The sequence below is a fragment of the Kribbella sp. NPDC059898 genome (assembly GCF_042730855.1).
In the GTDB taxonomy this organism is placed as follows: domain Bacteria; phylum Actinomycetota; class Actinomycetes; order Propionibacteriales; family Kribbellaceae; genus Kribbella.
This window is the reverse complement of record NZ_JBHWKR010000022.1, coordinates 65,244-80,761: the sequence shown is the minus strand read 5'-3', so window position 1 is coordinate 80,761 and position 15,518 is coordinate 65,244. Positions and strand designations below refer to the sequence as shown.

At 67.5% G+C, this 15,518-nt stretch carries 14 protein-coding genes; 9 read left to right on the top strand and 5 right to left on the bottom strand.

Annotated elements, in window-relative coordinates:
• Nucleotides 1-43: 43 nt before the first annotated feature.
• Together ACFV9C_RS40830 and lexA are read right to left on the bottom strand one after the other, a co-directional pair.
• On the bottom strand, nucleotides 44-553 hold the full coding sequence (locus ACFV9C_RS40830) for a glutathione peroxidase (RefSeq protein ID WP_380202696.1): 510 nt from the start codon (nucleotides 551-553) through the stop codon (nucleotides 44-46).
• Nucleotides 554-601: 48 nt separating this feature from the next.
• The gene (lexA, locus tag ACFV9C_RS40825; protein WP_380202694.1) at nucleotides 602-1,366 is read right to left on the bottom strand and encodes a transcriptional repressor LexA; all 765 of its coding nucleotides are present in this window, start codon (nucleotides 1,364-1,366) and stop codon (nucleotides 602-604) included.
• A 366-nt stretch (nucleotides 1,367-1,732) separates the two neighbouring features.
• On the opposite strand from lexA, the gene ACFV9C_RS40820 reads away from it, so the two are divergent.
• Complete coding sequence (locus ACFV9C_RS40820; protein ID WP_380202692.1) at nucleotides 1,733-2,230, top strand: LysM peptidoglycan-binding domain-containing protein; 498 nt, start codon at nucleotides 1,733-1,735, stop codon at nucleotides 2,228-2,230.
• Here the strand turns inward: ACFV9C_RS40820 and ACFV9C_RS40815 are convergent.
• The 3 genes from ACFV9C_RS40815 to ACFV9C_RS40805 all read right to left on the bottom strand — a co-directional run bounded on the left by ACFV9C_RS40815 (nucleotide 2,190) and on the right by ACFV9C_RS40805 (nucleotide 4,161).
• Nucleotides 2,190-2,792 carry a GNAT family N-acetyltransferase gene (locus ACFV9C_RS40815; protein ID WP_380202690.1) on the bottom strand — a complete coding sequence of 201 codons (603 nt, stop codon included), beginning with the start codon at nucleotides 2,790-2,792 and terminating at the stop codon, nucleotides 2,190-2,192. The two genes, ACFV9C_RS40820 and ACFV9C_RS40815, sit on opposite strands and share 41 nt — an antisense overlap.
• 104 nt (nucleotides 2,793-2,896) lie before the next feature.
• Complete coding sequence (locus ACFV9C_RS40810) at nucleotides 2,897-3,850, bottom strand: nucleoside hydrolase (protein WP_380202688.1); 954 nt, start codon at nucleotides 3,848-3,850, stop codon at nucleotides 2,897-2,899.
• A complete protein-coding gene (locus tag ACFV9C_RS40805; protein WP_380202686.1) occupies nucleotides 3,847-4,161 on the bottom strand; it encodes a metal-sensitive transcriptional regulator in 315 nt (104 codons plus the stop codon). The genes ACFV9C_RS40810 and ACFV9C_RS40805 overlap by 4 nt, the downstream gene beginning before the upstream one ends.
• 111 nt (nucleotides 4,162-4,272) lie before the next feature.
• Here ACFV9C_RS40805 and ACFV9C_RS40800 point away from each other — a divergent pair, with 111 nt between their 5' ends.
• The 8 genes from ACFV9C_RS40800 to ACFV9C_RS40765 all read left to right on the top strand — a co-directional run bounded on the left by ACFV9C_RS40800 (nucleotide 4,273) and on the right by ACFV9C_RS40765 (nucleotide 15,497).
• On the top strand, nucleotides 4,273-5,688 hold the full coding sequence (locus tag ACFV9C_RS40800) for an MFS transporter (protein WP_380202684.1): 1,416 nt from the start codon (nucleotides 4,273-4,275) through the stop codon (nucleotides 5,686-5,688).
• A gap of 262 nt (nucleotides 5,689-5,950) precedes the next feature.
• Complete coding sequence (gene nrdR / locus ACFV9C_RS40795) at nucleotides 5,951-6,439, top strand: transcriptional regulator NrdR (protein WP_209694268.1); 489 nt, start codon at nucleotides 5,951-5,953, stop codon at nucleotides 6,437-6,439.
• 93 nt (nucleotides 6,440-6,532) lie between these two features.
• The gene (locus ACFV9C_RS40790) at nucleotides 6,533-9,433 is read left to right on the top strand and encodes a vitamin B12-dependent ribonucleotide reductase (protein ID WP_380202681.1); all 2,901 of its coding nucleotides are present in this window, start codon (nucleotides 6,533-6,535) and stop codon (nucleotides 9,431-9,433) included.
• 347 nt (nucleotides 9,434-9,780) lie between these two features.
• Nucleotides 9,781-10,410: a hypothetical protein gene (locus tag ACFV9C_RS40785; protein ID WP_380202679.1), complete on the top strand. Its 630-nt coding sequence runs from the start codon at nucleotides 9,781-9,783 to the stop codon at nucleotides 10,408-10,410.
• An 87-nt stretch (nucleotides 10,411-10,497) separates the two neighbouring features.
• Nucleotides 10,498-11,160 carry a Crp/Fnr family transcriptional regulator gene (locus ACFV9C_RS40780; RefSeq protein WP_380202677.1) on the top strand — a complete coding sequence of 221 codons (663 nt, stop codon included), beginning with the start codon at nucleotides 10,498-10,500 and terminating at the stop codon, nucleotides 11,158-11,160.
• Between the two features lie 113 nt (nucleotides 11,161-11,273).
• A complete protein-coding gene (locus ACFV9C_RS40775; protein WP_380202675.1) occupies nucleotides 11,274-12,161 on the top strand; it encodes a hypothetical protein in 888 nt (295 codons plus the stop codon).
• Between the two features lie 2 nt (nucleotides 12,162-12,163).
• Nucleotides 12,164-14,227, top strand: coding sequence for a hypothetical protein (locus ACFV9C_RS40770; RefSeq protein WP_380202673.1), 2,064 nt, complete (start codon nucleotides 12,164-12,166; stop codon nucleotides 14,225-14,227).
• The gene (locus ACFV9C_RS40765) at nucleotides 14,214-15,497 is read left to right on the top strand and encodes a hypothetical protein (protein ID WP_380202671.1); all 1,284 of its coding nucleotides are present in this window, start codon (nucleotides 14,214-14,216) and stop codon (nucleotides 15,495-15,497) included. The genes ACFV9C_RS40770 and ACFV9C_RS40765 overlap by 14 nt, the downstream gene beginning before the upstream one ends.
• The last annotated feature ends 21 nt before the right edge of the window (nucleotides 15,498-15,518 follow it).

Below are 15,518 nucleotides of genomic sequence, written 5' to 3'. Positions count from 1 at the left end.
GCTGCGACAATTGCTGTTCAACTGTCGCAGGAATTGACGAATGTCAGTCGTTCGTTTTCGGCGACGGTGCCGGAACGGCGAGTGCGGCCTCGATCTTGTCGGCCAGCTTCTCGGGCGCGTGGGTGGGCGCGTAGCGGGCGATCACACCGCCGTCGCGGCCGACCAGGAACTTGGTGAAGTTCCACTTGACCCGGCCGCCGAGCAGGCCGCCCTGCTCGCGCTTCAACCAGTTGTACAACGGGATCGTCTTCGACCCGTTCACGTCGATCTTGGCGAACATCGGGAACGTGACGTGGTAGATCGTCGAGCAGAAGTTCGCGATCTCGTTCTCGTCGCCGGGCTCCTGATGGCCGAACTGGTCACAGGGGAAACCGAGCACTGCGAAGCCCTGCCGGCGGTAGGTCCGGTAGAGCTTCTGCAGGCCGGTGTACTGCGGGGTCTGGGCGCACTGCGATGCCACGTTCACCACCAGCAGCACCTGATCGCGGAAATCGGCAAGAGACTGTTCATTGCCTTCGATCCGCCGCGCGCTGAAGTCATAGACAGTCGTCATGACTCAATGCTGACACGTCACGCCGGACTTCGCTCGCCGTCCGATATGTCAGACTCGGCGCAGAACTGTTACGACCTTTCCGAGAATGGTCGCGTCCTTGCCGTCGATCGGCTCGAAGGCGGGGTTGTGCGGCAGCAGCCAGATCTCGTTCTTGGTCTTCTTGAACGTCTTCACGGTGGCCTCGCCGTCGATCATCGCGGCCACGATGTCGCCGTTCTCCGCGGTCGGCTGCTGCCGGACGACGACCCAGTCGCCGTCGCAGATCGCCGCCTCGATCATCGACTCGCCCTTGACCTTCAGCATGAACAGCGTGCCCTCGCCGACCATTGCCTTGGGCAACGGGAAGACCTCCTCGATCTCCTGCTCGGCAAGGATCGGGCCACCGGCGGCGATCCGGCCGACCACCGGCACGTACGCCGCGTCCGGGTGCGCGTCACCGGCACCGGTCTCGTCGTACGCCGTCTGCCGCACCGGGCCGAGTGCCGACCGGCGGGCCGCCGCGTCCACCTCGCCGGGGTAGCGGACCTCGATCGCGCGCGGACGGTTCGGGTCGCGGCGGAGCAGGCCCTTCTGCTCCAGCACGCGGAGCTGGTGCGACACCGAGGAGGAGCTGGTCAGCCCGACCCGCTCGCCGATCTCCCGCATCGAGGGCGGGTAGCCGCGGCTGTCCACCGAGTCCCGGATCACGTCCAGCACGCGGCGCTGCCGCGGCGTCAGACCGGTCGCGTCGGCCGGGCCGTCGGGAAGCTCGGCGACGGTCCGGTCGGCGTCCTTGGCCGGCTTGCCCGACGACTTGCCCGCTGCCTTGTCCACGCTGATTGCTCCTCGGGTCGGGCCGGCGAACCCGCACCGGCCGAATGCTTGCTCGACTGAGACGACGGTAGACCGAATCTTGAGATTCTTCAAACATCTGTTCGAAGGCGTGTCGGTTCGCAAATTTGTTCGGGTGTCGGGTTATAGGGCGTACGCGGGCCGCTTCGGCGTCAGGAATTTTCTGGGCGTGTCGTGGTTGGAAGTGGTTGCGCGACGGGCGGCTGTCGGTTAATCATTCGTACAGACGTTCGATCGAACAGGTGTTCGGATCGGTCGGACTGGTTGCTTCTCCAGAAACTGTCGGAGGCGGCCGATAGACAGGAACCAACACCGTAGAACGTGCACCAACCGAGGTCTGGAGGACTGATGAGCACAGCAGCCGTTGCGGCCGACGCCCTGGCCCCGCGCCGCTCGACGAAGGCCGAGCCACACCTCAAGCTCGTCCCGGCGGAGCGCCAGGTGGCGCCGGCCCGGCGCCGGATCGAGGGTGCGACCACCGACCGGATGCCGGTGCGCGGCTGCGCCGGTGAAGCGGTGGGCCTCCGGGTGCACGTCGAGCCGGCGACCCTCCGCCTCACCCGCCGCGGGCGGATGCTGCTGACGGCGGTCTCAGTGCTGGTCTTCGGTGCCGCCGTGCTGGTCCTCGGCCTCCGGGTTGCTGGCGTGCTGGAGCCCGGCCCGCACTTCACCCACACCGTCCCGGTCCAGGTCGCCCCCGGTCAGACGCTCTGGTCGATCGCCGAGTTCACCAACCCCGGCCAGGACCCGACGATCGTCGTCGAGAAGATCGCGAACCTGAACAAGCTCGCCACCCCCGCCGACATCACCCCCGGTCAGACGCTGCAGATCCCGGTCGCGGGCTGAGCCCGGCGCGCCACTCGTCCGCGAGCAGCGCGTACACGTACTCGTTCGCCCACTCGCCCTTGAACTGCAACGCCTGCAGGTGATGTGCCTCGCGCCGCATCCCGAGCCGTTCGAGCAAACCGGCGGACGCGGTGTTCCGGTCGTCGAGCACCGCCACGATCCGGTGCAGTCCGAGTTCCTCGAACCCCACCCGCAGCATCTCCCGCGCCGCCTCCGCCGCGAGACCCTTGCCCTGGTAGTCGGTGTGCAGCGCGAACCCGATCTCGCCCTGGCGATCCGCCTCGCTCGCCCACTTCAGCAGGACCTCGCCGATCACGGTGCCGGTCTCGCGCAACTCGATCGCCAGGACCAGCCACTGGCCGACCTCGGTCAGCTCGCCCTGCGGCAGCTTCCGCTCCAGTGCGACCCGCGTCTCCTCGCGGTCCCGTACCGGCCACGGCGTGTACCGCACCACCTCCGGCCGCGAGTGGAACGCGAACAGGTCGTCCAGGTCGTCCATCCGGTGCGGCCGCAGCTCCAGCCGCTCGGTCAGCAGGGGATACGTGGGTCGGAATCCGGTCACGGTCCATTATCGGCCGGAACCACGGTCCCCGCTCGTGGGTTCCACGCCAGCCATCCCGGACTAGCCGGCCTGACTCTTCCTGTACGGCGTTCGCGGGCGGCTGGTCAGCTGACGGTGGTCAGCCAGAGGCCGGCGTACCGCTCGGCGTCGACCGCTGTCGCGACGTGGATCACCGGCGCCGGACCCTGGACGTCGTTCGCCTGGTCGGACGCGGTTCGGGTGTCGACGATGGTCCGACCGCGCGACCAGCCGCCGGACAGTTCGACGCGGACCGGGTGCCGCTCGGTGGTCAGCCCGGACGGGTCGATCACCGCGCAGACCGCGCCGCCGTCGCCGATGCTTCCGCCGTCCGACTGGTACCGCTCGCTGCGCTTCTCGATCAGCTTGCGGGCCAGCTCCGCCGACGTCGACCCGGTCAGCTTGCGCGCCTGCTCGAGCGTGACCACGACGTCGTAGAACACGTCCAGCCCGTACATGGTGACCGTGATCCCGAGGTCGTTCGCCGCCGCCAGCACGATCGCCGTCGCCTCCGGATCGCTCCAGACGTTGAACTCGGCGGACGCCGTCGCGTTCCCGATGCCCGCCGAGCCGCCCATGAAGACGATCTCCCGCAGTCCGGCCGCGGCTTCGGGATACGTGCGCAGCAGCAGTGCGATGTTCGTCATCGGGGCGAGCGGAATCAGCGTGACGAGCTCACCCGTCGCCGCCGCGTCCCGCAGTACGTCCCGCAGCAGCTCGACCGCGTGCCGCGGATCGGTCGGCCGGGTCGACCGCGGCCAGTCGAGGTCCCCGAGCCCGTCCTCGCCGTGCACGTGCCGCGCCGGACGCACCGGCTGGATCAGCGGTACGGCGGCCCCGCGGCCGACCGGTACGTCCGGACGGCCCGCGGCGTCGAGCACCGTGAGCGTGTTGCGGACGACGTCGTCGATCCCGACGTTCCCGCCGGCGCAGGTGACCGCCTTCAGGTCGAGATCGGGATGCCGGGCCGCGAGCAGCAGCGCACAGGCGTCGTCCAGGCCGGTGTCGACGTCGAGCACCACCGGCTTCCGGGTGGTCACGAACGCACCAGCCGGGCGATCGCGGCGGACGCCTCCTTGATCTTCGCGTCGGCCTCGGGTCCGCCGGCCGCGGCGGCGTCGACGACGCAGTGCGCGAGGTGGTCCTCGAGCAGGCCCAGCGCGACGGATTCGAGGGCCTTCGTCATCGCCGAGACCTGCGTGAGGATGTCGATGCAGTACTTCTCGTCCTCGACCATCCGCTGCAGCCCGCGGGCCTGCCCCTCGATCCGCTTCAGCCGCCGCAGGTATGCGTCCTTGTCGCCGATGTAACCGTGCTGCGCATGCTCAGCGGCCGGTTCTGCCACGCTCACCACATCCTCCCGGGTTCCCGTTGAACCCTACCGCCCACGGACCGGTCTTGTGTTTCCGTGGATACCCCCCTATGGTATCCGCCGATACCCCATACCGGTAAGGAGTTCGAAATGAGTGAGACCAAGGCGTCCCGGCGGTGGTGGGCGCTGGCAGTCATCGCCACGGCGCAGTTCATGGTGATCATGGACACCTCGATCGTCGGCGTCGCGCTGCCGAAGATGCAGGCCGAGCTCGGCTTCGCGCCGGGCAACCTGTCGTGGGTGTTCAACGCGTACGTCGTCGCGTTCGGGGGACTGCTGTTGCTCGGCGGCCGGTTGTCCGACCTGCTCGGGGCGCGCCGCGTGTTCGCGGCCGGGTGGGCCGTGCTGCTCGTCGGCTCGCTGGTCGCGGGCCTCGCCACCGGTGCCGGCTCCGAGCTCGCCGGCCGCGCGGTCCAGGGCGTCGGCGCCGCGCTGATCGCACCGTCCGCGCTGACCCTGCTGATGATGCTCTTCGGGTCGAACCCGCGGGAGCTGACGAAGGCGATCGCCCTGTACGGCGCGGCCGCGCCGGCCGGAGGTACGGCGGGCGTGTTCCTCGGCGGCGTGATCACGGAGTACCTGTCGTGGCCGTGGGTGTTCTACCTGAACATCCCGATCGCGCTGGTCGCGCTGGCCGCCACGCCGGCGCTGATGCCGCGGGCCGAGGCACGCTCCGGATCGGTCGACCTGTTCGGTGCGCTGACCGTGACGATCGGGCTGGCCGCGGGCGTGTACGCGATCGTGCGTGCTCCGGAGGCGGGCACGGCGTCGACGGTGCTGGTCGGCGCGCTGGCCGTCGTACTGCTGGTGGCGTTCGTGGCGGTGCAGGCCAGGCGACGCGAGCCGTTGATGCGGCTCGGGATCTTCCGTGCGCCGAACCTCGCGGCGGCCAACCTGGCGCAGTTCCTGCTCGGCGCCGCGTGGATCCCGATGTGGTTCTTCCTGAACCTGTACCTGCAGCAGGTGCTCGGCCTCGGGGCGTTCCCGAGCGGCTCGGCGCTGCTGCCGATGACCACGCTGACGATGCTCGGCATGATCGTGGTCGCGCCGCGGGTGATCGCCAAGGCCGGCCCGAAGCGGACGCTGGTCGGCGGTCTGGCGGTCCTCACGGCCGGGCTCGCCGTACTGTCGTTGATCCGGCCGACCGGCTCGTTCTGGGTCGACGTACTGCCGGGATCGCTGCTCGCGGCGGGCGGGATGTCGCTGGCGTTCATCCCGAGCCTCGGGATCGCGCTGTCGTCGGCGCGGCCGGAGGAGGGCGGGCTCGCGTCGGGTCTGGTGAACACCAGCTACCAGATCGGCTCGGCGCTCGGGCTGGCCGCGATGACCGCGGTCGCGGCCGCGAACGGGGCCGACCTGCTGACGGACGTGGTCGCGTTGACGGACGGTTACTCGGCGGCGGTCGCCGGTGCCGCGGTGATCGCGGCGGCAGGCGCCGTACTGGCCGCGGTGACCCTCCGGACACCGGGTGTGAAGGCCCGCGAGAAGGTTCTGGAGAGGCCGTAGTTTGCGCTTCCGAGGGGCCTTCGTGGTGGCGCCACGCGGGAGTACACGGGGTCGCGCGGGTGTTGGAACAAGGGACACGCGCGGGCAATCGGAGCGTGCTTGCAAACTGTCGGAGCAGGGATCTAGGATCCCTAGATGTAGTGGTTACAAGGGTGTAATTTTCCACAGGTAGTGGTTAGTTGCACACAGGTTCTACACAGGTTGTCCCCAGGCTGATCCACATGCCATCCCCAGGATGGCCCACGGGAGGAAGTGATTCGTCGTGCACTGTCCGTATTGCCGGCATGCCGACTCCCGGGTTGTCGACAGCAGGGTGGCCGAGGACGGCGGAGCGATCCGCCGCCGGCGGCAGTGCCCGGTCTGCGAGAAGCGCTTCACCACCGTCGAGCAGATGCAGCTCACGGTCGTGAAGCGCTCCGGCGCGACCGAGCCGTTCAGTCGCGAGAAGGTCATCAACGGGGTCGGCAAGGCGTGCAAGGGCCGGCCGGTGAACGCCGACCAGCTCGCACGGCTCGGCCAGAAGGTCGAGGACGCGCTCAAGGGCGGCGGCTCGCCGGAGGTTCCCGCGCACGAGGTCGGACTTGCGATCCTCGGGCCGCTGCGGGAGCTGGACGAGGTCGCGTACCTGCGGTTCGCGAGCGTCTACCGGCAGTTCGAGTCGGCCGACGACTTCGAGACCGAGATCGCGCTGCTGCGGGCCGAGAAGGAGCCGCAGGGCACCGAGCCGCCACAGCCGGCCCAACAGACATAAACCGGGGGAACGGAAGTTCCAGGTAGTAACCAGCAGCACCCAACGGGGCGGTCCCGACAGACCGCGGTAGCAGACACAGGGCGAGGAGCAACCATGACAGAGACGGTGACCGGCCACTCGGGGTCGACCAAGCGGTCGACGGCCGGGTTCCGCGGGCGGAAGAACGCGCCCACGGGACTCACCATCGAGCGCGTATTCAGCACCGAGGGCGTGCACCCCTACGACGAGGTGACGTGGGAGCGTCGCGACGTCGTCCAGCAGAACTGGAAGACCGGCGAGACCGTCTTCGAGCAGCGCGGGGTCGAGTTCCCCGACTTCTGGAGCGTGAACGCCTCCACGATCGTCACCACGAAGTACTTCCGCGGCGCGGTCAGCCACGACAACCGCGAGTGGAGCCTCAAGCAGCTGCTCGACCGGGTCGTGAAGACGTACCGCAAGGCCGGTGAGGAGCACGGCTACTTCACCACTCCGGCCGATGCGGAGGTGTTCGAGCAGGAGATCACCTGGCTGCTCCTGCACCAGTACTTCAGCTTCAACTCGCCCGTCTGGTTCAACGTCGGTACGTCCTCGCCGCAGCAGGTGTCGGCCTGCTTCATCCTTGCCGTGGACGACTCGATGGAGTCGATCCTGAACTGGTACAAGGAAGAGGGCCTGATCTTCAAGGGCGGCTCCGGCGCCGGCCTGAACCTGTCCCGGATCCGCTCCTCGAAGGAACTGCTCCAGTCCTCCGGCGGCACCGCGTCCGGCCCGGTCAGCTTCATGCGCGGCGCGGACGCGTCGGCCGGCACGATCAAGTCCGGCGGCGCCACCCGGCGGGCCGCGAAGATGGTCGTGCTGGACGTCGACCACCCCGACATCGAGGAGTTCGTCGACACCAAGATGCGCGAGGAGGAGAAGATCCGGGTCCTGCGGGACGCGGGCTTCGACATGGACCTCGGCGGTCGCGACATCACCTCGGTGCAGTACCAGAACGCGAACAACTCGGTCCGGGTTTCGGACGAGTTCATGCGCGCGGTCGAGGAGAAGGGCGAGTTCGGGCTGCGGGCGCGGCTGGACAACTCGGTGATCGAGACGGTCGACGCGCGGAACCTGTTCGACAAGATCTCCCAGGCGGCGTGGGCCTGCGCCGACCCGGGCCTGCAGTACGACGACACGATCAACGACTGGCACACCACGCCGGAGACGGGCCGGATCACCGCGTCCAACCCGTGCTCGGAGTACATGCACCTGGACAACTCGTCCTGCAACCTGGCCTCGCTGAACCTGATGAAGTTCCTCCGCGACGACGACCTCTTCGACTCGAAGAAGTTCGTCCAGGCGGTCGAGCTGATCATCACCGCGATGGACATCTCGATCTGCTTCGCGGACTTCCCGACCGAGGCGATCGGCGTCACCACCCGCGCGTACCGGCAGCTCGGCATCGGGTACGCGAACCTCGGCGCGCTGCTGATGGCGACCGGGCACGCGTACGACTCCGACGGTGGTCGCGCACTGGCGGGCGCTATCACCTCGCTGATGACCGGTACGTCGTACAAGCGTTCGGCGGAGCTGGCCGGCATCGTCGGCGCGTACGACGGCTTCGAGCGGAACAAGGACGCGCACACCCGGGTGATGCGCAAGCACGCCGCGGCGAACGACGCGATCCGCACCGTGCACGAGATCGACAAGGACGTCCAGGAGCACGCCACCGCGGCGTGGGACGGCGTACTGAAGATCGGCGCCAAGAACGGCTGGCGGAACGCGCAGGCCTCGGTGCTCGCGCCGACCGGCACCATCGGCTTCATGATGGACTGCGACACCACCGGCATCGAGCCGGACTTCTCGCTGGTCAAGTTCAAGAAGCTGGTCGGCGGCGGCTCGATGCAGATCGTCAACCAGACCGTCCCGCGGGCGCTGCGGCAGTACGGCTACACCGAGGAGACCATCGAGGCGATCGTCGAGTACATCGCCGAGAACGGCCACGTCGTCGACGCCCCGGGCCTGAAGCCGGAGCACTACGAGATCTTCGACACCGCGATGGGTGAGCGGGCCATCAAGCCGATGGGCCACGTCCGGATGATGGCGGCCGCGCAGCCGTTCCTGTCCGGCGCGATCTCGAAAACCGTGAACCTGCCGGAGACCGCGACGGTCGAGGAGATCGCCGACGTCTACTTCCAGGGCTGGAAGCTCGGCCTGAAGGCGCTCGCGGTCTACCGCGACAACTGCAAGGTCGGCCAGCCGCTGGCGGACGCGAAGGCGAAGAAGTCCGCCGAGGCCGTCGAGGCCGAGGCTGCCGTCGCCGAGAAGATCGTCGAGAAGATCATCGAGTACCGGCCGACCCGCAAGCGCCTGCCGAAGTCGCGCCCGTCCCGGACCACGTCGTTCACCGTCGGTGGCGCCGAGGGGTACATGACCGCCGGCTCCTACCCGGACGACGGTCTGGGCGAGGTCTTCCTGAAGATGGGCAAGCAGGGTTCGACGCTCGCCGGTGTGATGGACGCGTTCTCGATCGCGATCTCGATCGCCCTCCAGCACGGCGTACCGCTGGAGACCTACGTCCAGAAGTTCACCAACCTGAAGTTCGAGCCGGCCGGTCTGACCGACGACCCGGATGTCCGGATGGCGCAGTCGATCATGGACTACATCTTCCGCCGGCTGGCGCTGGACCACCTGCCGTTCGACGAGCGGGCGGCCCTGGGCATCTACTCGGCGGACGAGCGGTCCCGGCAGCTCGACACCGGTTCGTACGAGCCGGTCCCGGTCGAGGTGTCCGAGGCCGAGTCGCTGAAGACGGTCGAGCCGGTGGCGGACGCCGCCGACACGGTCGAGAAGCCGGTCGACGCGGCCGCCGCCAAGCCGGTCAAGGGCGAGGCCCACACGACCGCGGAGATGCTGGAGCTGATCACCGGTACGTCGGTCGACGCCCCGCTCTGCTTCACCTGCGGCACGAAGATGCGCCCGAGCGGCTCCTGCTACGTCTGCGAAGGCTGCGGCAGCACCTCCGGCTGCAGCTGACCAGTAGCTGATCGCACTACGGCCCCCGGGAACTTCCCACTTCCCCCGGGGGCCGCGGTGCGTCTAGTGGCCTGACCTGTCCGAGTCAGCGGCGGCCTTCAGCCCCGCCTCGCATCGCGGTTCCGTCACTCAGTGTGACTGTCGGCACATGGCTCATCCGTGTCCTCCTTCGGCGTGCGCTGCCTTGCCACCGTAGGCCGATCACGGTCCGCACCCACGGTTTCCGGCCGTACGACGTACGGCCGTCTCACCCTGGCGATACCCCCGCGCGAACTGTCGGAGGTGTGGTTCATGATGGGTTCCGCGGGTCGTGAGGATTTGCTGAAAAGCGTTGGAGGGGTGGGCTTGTGAAGAATCGCCTGATCACTCTGGTGGACCTTGGTCTGGACAGTTCGTTCGACGCGTCGATGACCTTCGTGCAGGGCATCACCGGCAACATCAACGCCGGCTGGGACCGCCCGTACCTCGACGTGAACTTCGTCCGGACCCGGGACCACGAGACCGCCTTCTCAGCCCTCACCACCCCCTCGACGGTCCTGCACGTGATGGCACACGGTGATCACAGCGAGGAGCCGTCCTTCCTCTCCACCGACGGCGAGACCCAGGTCTCGCTGAAGTCCCTGGCCGACTGGTTCCTCGACCACCAGTGGGGCATCGCCAGCGGCGTCGTGATCGCCGACGGCTGCAAGACCGGCATCGGCAAGTGGCAGCGCGCCATCCGCGACTGCATCCAGGACGACATCACCTACATCGGCACCAGCAACGTCATCGGCTGGTACGAGGCCACCGTCTTCTGCTCCGCCTTCTACGGCGCCCTGGTCCGCAACCGGGGCCTGGGCCGCACCCCCGCCGAACAAGGCTGGGACGCCGCCACCCGAGCCATCAAGGCCTACGAAACCCTCACCGACCAACGCTGCCCCTACAAACCGGTCCTCCTAACCCCCTCCCGCCAAGCCCTCCGCTCCCTCACCGGCTAACCCGACACGCACCGCCCGACCACGGTTAGTGATCTATGTGAGGCTTTCCGTGGCGAAATTGGACGTTCGGTGGCGGCGGGGGCGACGATGGCTGATGCACGGCACGACTCGTTCAGCGATCTGATCGGTGCGGTGCTGTGGCGAGAGCTGCTCGCTCGCGGGTCCCTTCGCAGCTTCCACCCCGGACGCACAATCCTCCGCCAGGGCGGGCCGGGCGGCTTCGTCTACGCGCTTGAGCATGGCCGCGTGAAGCTCCTTGCGCATGCCGAGGACGGCGCACGGCTCATGCTCACCGTTCGTGGCAGCGGCCACCTGCTCGGTGAACTCGCCGGCGACGAGTCTGGTCGTCGTACGGCAGACGTCGAGGCGATCGATCGCTGTACCGCGCACTACTTCTCCCGACCGATCTTTGACCGCTTTGTCCGCGACCACCACCTGCGCGACGTTCTCGATCAGTATCAGCGGATCAAGTTCGGCCAGGCTGTGCACCGCCAGGTCGACCTTGCCCACCGACCGGCCGTACGGCGCATTGCACGGCTCCTGTACGACGTTGTCCGCGCGGCGCCTCCGGGTCTGCCGGACCCAGAACGTGTCCCGTTCACGCAAGAGGACCTGTCGGGATCGCTGGGTTTGGCTCGCAGCACGGTAGCCGAGCAACTCGGCAAGCTTCGGGCAGCTGGGGCGCTCGCTCCTGGGCCGCACCTCGTTGTCGCAGACCTCAAACGGCTCGGCGAACTCGCCGGTCTCTGACCGCTGCGTGCCTCAGCTCACGCCCGCACTGTCCGATTCCGGACAAACGGGCTGATCCGATCCCGGGACGCTGGTGTCACCGGAACCCGCCAACCAACTTGGAGGTTACTTTCATGACCAGACCACAACGCCCCGGCCCCGGAGTCAGCCCGCTGCCGCCGTACCGCTCGATGCTGGTCGTCGACATGAAGGACTACAGCGGCGCGCCCGGTCGGCACCATGCACACCTGAACGCCGTCATCCCGGAGATCCTGCAGAGCGCGTTTGCCCGCTGTGCGCTCGCGACCCTCTGGACAGAGATCTCCTTCTCCGACTCGACTGGCGACGGATACGCCATCGGCCTGCCCGCAGAACGCCTCCCGTTCCTCCTGAACCCGTTCCTCGGCTCCCTCCAGGACGAACTCACCGACCGCAGCCGAACGCTGGCCGACGCAGGGCTGTCGCCGATCCGCATGCGGGTCAGCGTCAGCGTCGGACCAGTGACCGACTCCGGCGCGAACGCGGTGTCCGACGGCGCCGGTGCGGCTCGGGTCGAGCTGCATCGGCTCCTGGACAGCGACCCGGTACGCGACCTGCTCGCCAGATCGGCTGAGGTGACTCGCGTTGCGGCCATCGTTTCCGCGCGAGCGTTCGAGGACGCCGTACTCACCGGCTACACCGAGGAGAGCCCAGACCTGTACGTCGCCGCGCCTGTGCAGGTCAAGCGATACCAGGGCGAGGCCTATCTCCGGGTGCCGGCGCCGTCGGGTGACCTGCTCACCAGCGGGTTCCGCACGGATCCCGATGCGCCGGGCGCTGACAGAAAGGCGCCCGGCGACTCGTCGCCTACGGCGGACCCCGCTGCCGGGCGGTCAGTCGACCGGAGCCGGAACCGGCGAGGCGGTATCGGCGCGATCAGCGGGACGGTGCATTCGATCATCACTGATCCGACCGGCCCGATCAACACGGGTTCTGGCCAGATCTACAACAACGGTCCGCAGGACTTTCGCGAGAACCGATAGCCGTGGAGAGCCCAACGGATGCTGAGGATCAGTACGGCGGTGACTCGGGTGCGGAACTGCTCGTCCGGCGCGGCGGACTCGGCGATCTGAGCGGTGACGTGGGCACCGTGCTGACGGACGCCCACGGGAACGTGAATTCAGGCAGCGGCTTGCAGATGAACTTTCACGTGCTGGGGCGGCCGGCACCACTGCGGGTTCGGCCAACGCTCGGTGTCAAAGGAATCTTCGGTGGCGTCGAGTTCCTGCACCGCGTGTTCGTCCGGCCGCCTGGATTTCACAAACTGCAGGAGCGTCTCAACCAGCCAGGCAGCACGGTGATTCTCACCGGCCCGCCAGGGTGCGGGCGGAGGACAGCTGCTCAGATGCTGCTCTGCCCAAGTGCCGATGACGCCCGATCTCTGCGGTTGTTGAGCAGCGCAGACTTGGTCGGCGATGAGCGCCTGTCTGCCGAGGATGTCTCCGAAGTCGACCGGCTGATGCTGGACGTGTCGGATCTGGACCTCGAGAGCTTCGCCGCGTGTCAGGTCGAGCTGGTGAACTGTGCCGCGATCGTCAATCAGCAGCGCGCCAGTCTCGTCGTCCTGGTGCCGGATCAGTCGCACCGGCTGCTGCACGACGACTTGCAGAGCCTCCGTGAGCGGATTGGCTACCCCGATCGCTGGCAGGTTCTCGACTCACACCTGAACAAGGAGTACCGCCTGCCGCTCAAGCGCTCATCAATTTCTTCGGAGATACACGCCTTCCTGGATCAGTTGCCGCTTCGGGATGTCGCACGCGTCGCGAAGTACCTCGATGAAACCCGTAGCCAGGGGTTGGGTACCGAAGCGTGGGTCAGTGGTGCACTCACCGGCCTCGAGGACCATGAGAAGGCGATCGCCACCTTGCTGGATCGGTTGCAGTCCGTGGAGGACCGTACGCTGCTGCTCACCGCTGCCATGCTGGAGGCGAGCAGTCTCGAGTCGGTCTATTTCGCTGAAGGCCGGCTGCAGGCCGCCCTGGGATATGAGCTGTCGAGCGAACCGCATCGACTTGCCCAGCCGGGAATTGCCGATCGTGTCCGGGCCGTCGGCGACGAGCTGCAGGTGTCCGAGGGAACGGTCCGCTTCAGCCGGCCGGCCTTCGGGACAGCTCTCCTGGATCATTTCTGGGACGGCTATCCCGACCTCCGGAGGCAGTTCGCGCAATGGGTGTCGACGTCATATGCCTGGGCGGACACGGACGCGCAGGATCGGGCTGCCGTCGCCCAAAGGTTCGCGGCGCAGACGGTGCGGACCTTGCAGCTGTCAGAGCTCTATGGGCTGGTGGAGAGCTGGGCCGACGCTGGCCGCGACGAGCAGCGGCGACTGGCAGTCGGCATGATGACGCAGGTCCTGCTGGACGATCGCAGCGGGCCGCTGGCGCGGCAACAGCTTTACAACTGGGCATACAGCCCGAAACTGTCGTCGTCGCTCGGCCAGATCGTCATCCAACTTTGCCGGCATGTCGTCGCCGCGAGCCATCTGAAGCAGGCGCTGATTCGGTTGCGTTGGCTCGCCGATCACAGTGCGATTCGCGAAGCCGCGTGTGTCGCGATTGTGGGGCTTTGCAACGAGGATCGGGCCCTTGAACTCTTCGCCCATGTCCTGATCGACCGGGACCGCTTCGATCGCGAGCTGTGCCGCCGCGTCCTCGCTCCAGAGCGACTTTCTGCGCGACCCGGCCAGCGTCCGGCGCTGATCGTTCCGCGGCTCCGACGCTCGGTCGTTGTGGCCTGGCGCCGTGCTGTCGAACGGTGGCCGACCGACGAATGGTGCCTCGATTGGCTGAACCAGCATGCGCTCGTCACTGCCGCCGGCGACCTGCCCGTCGCCTCTGCCTTGCGTGCAGTGCTGATCGACATCTGTGACCGCAACATCGCGAGGCTGGCGCAGGTCTACACCGCCAACCAGCAGTGGCATCGACGGGTTGACTCCTCGACCCCCGCGACTCTCCAGGCCGCCTCGGCGATCGAAGCCTCGGTCCGGCGCGCGATTGCGGATCTCGCAAACACCCCTCGACCTGAAGGAACGAACGATGAAACTGACTAGGAAGTCTGTGGTCGCGACAGCCGGGATCATCATCGGCGCTGAGGCCGTCGCCGCGATTCTCGGCCTGTCGACCGGGTGGCTCGTGGGCTTGCTTGCGGTCCTGCTCGGGATCGCGGCTGCTGTGTTCCGCGATACTGCGACGACTCCGACGCACCCCGAACCACCCGAACCGATGGTCGAACCTACGCCGGAGCCGCAACTGCCTTCGTCGCGGGTGATCTACGACGCGCGGATACCGAGTGCCGCGCCCGAATATCAGTTCAGCTTCTCCTGCACGGTGTACTGGACGCCGATCGGGCAGCCCTCCCGGCACGTTGATCTCGCAGCAGCGGCCGTAGCGTCGGTGATGCGCCGAGCAAGGCAGGCGCTGGCGCTGATGGAGCCGACTGAGGGCGTTGCGGCCAAACAAGAGATCGCCACAGCCCTCGGACGTGCCGAATCGGACGATCGTCAACAGGCGAGAGTGTGGGCAGACGCCGTTCAGGTTCGGTTGCCGGAGTCCTACGCGCGACAAGCTGAACTCCGGGCTGACCTCCGTCGCCGCCAGGAAGTCAACACGCTGGAAAGGCAACTGGAGAAGGATCTGCGGGAATACCTCTCAAAGGACGCGCTGGCGTCACCCGGATCCGCGACGGTGTGGTGGCTATCGAAGAACCCGGATCAAATCGAGCAGTGCGTGAGCCTCTACCAGACGCTGCGGAGGCTTTCGGATGCTGCGCACGATCGGATTCCGGCGGACTTGTTCGATGATCGGTTTCGCGGCGACGAGGCCGGGCGGACCGTGCTGTTCGCCGTACCGGAGCGTACTGAGGACCCCGAACCTCCGGCGCGACCAAGCTTCGCGGAAGCTGTTGAGATCCTGCTGGACGGTCTCGACCCCGCACAACGCAAGCTCAAGGCGTTTGAGCTGGCCAACCTGGAATCGGCGTTTAACAACCACGACGGTGCTGAGACGATCCGTACGAACTACGACGCGCTACCAGTTGGGCAAGAACGCAATGAGTCGATCTCCGGGCCGCCTGCGGCCGCGGAGGACACTCCAGCCGAGTCGAGAGCCCAGACACTTGAAGCAGACGGAGTCGACCTGACGAGCATGGAACCGCCGGCCGCTGAGCCGTCGGCTGGGCAGCCTTCGAGCACGCCACCTTCGAACAGTGAGCTGTCCGGCGCAGCCGTGCTTCGAGATCCTCGTACCTCGGTACCTGCCCCTGACTCCGTCGACCTGCCAGCGAGCTATCGGGAGGAGTTCTACTCGCCGACCGAGGAGTGATCAGTTTGACCTCCGCACGTC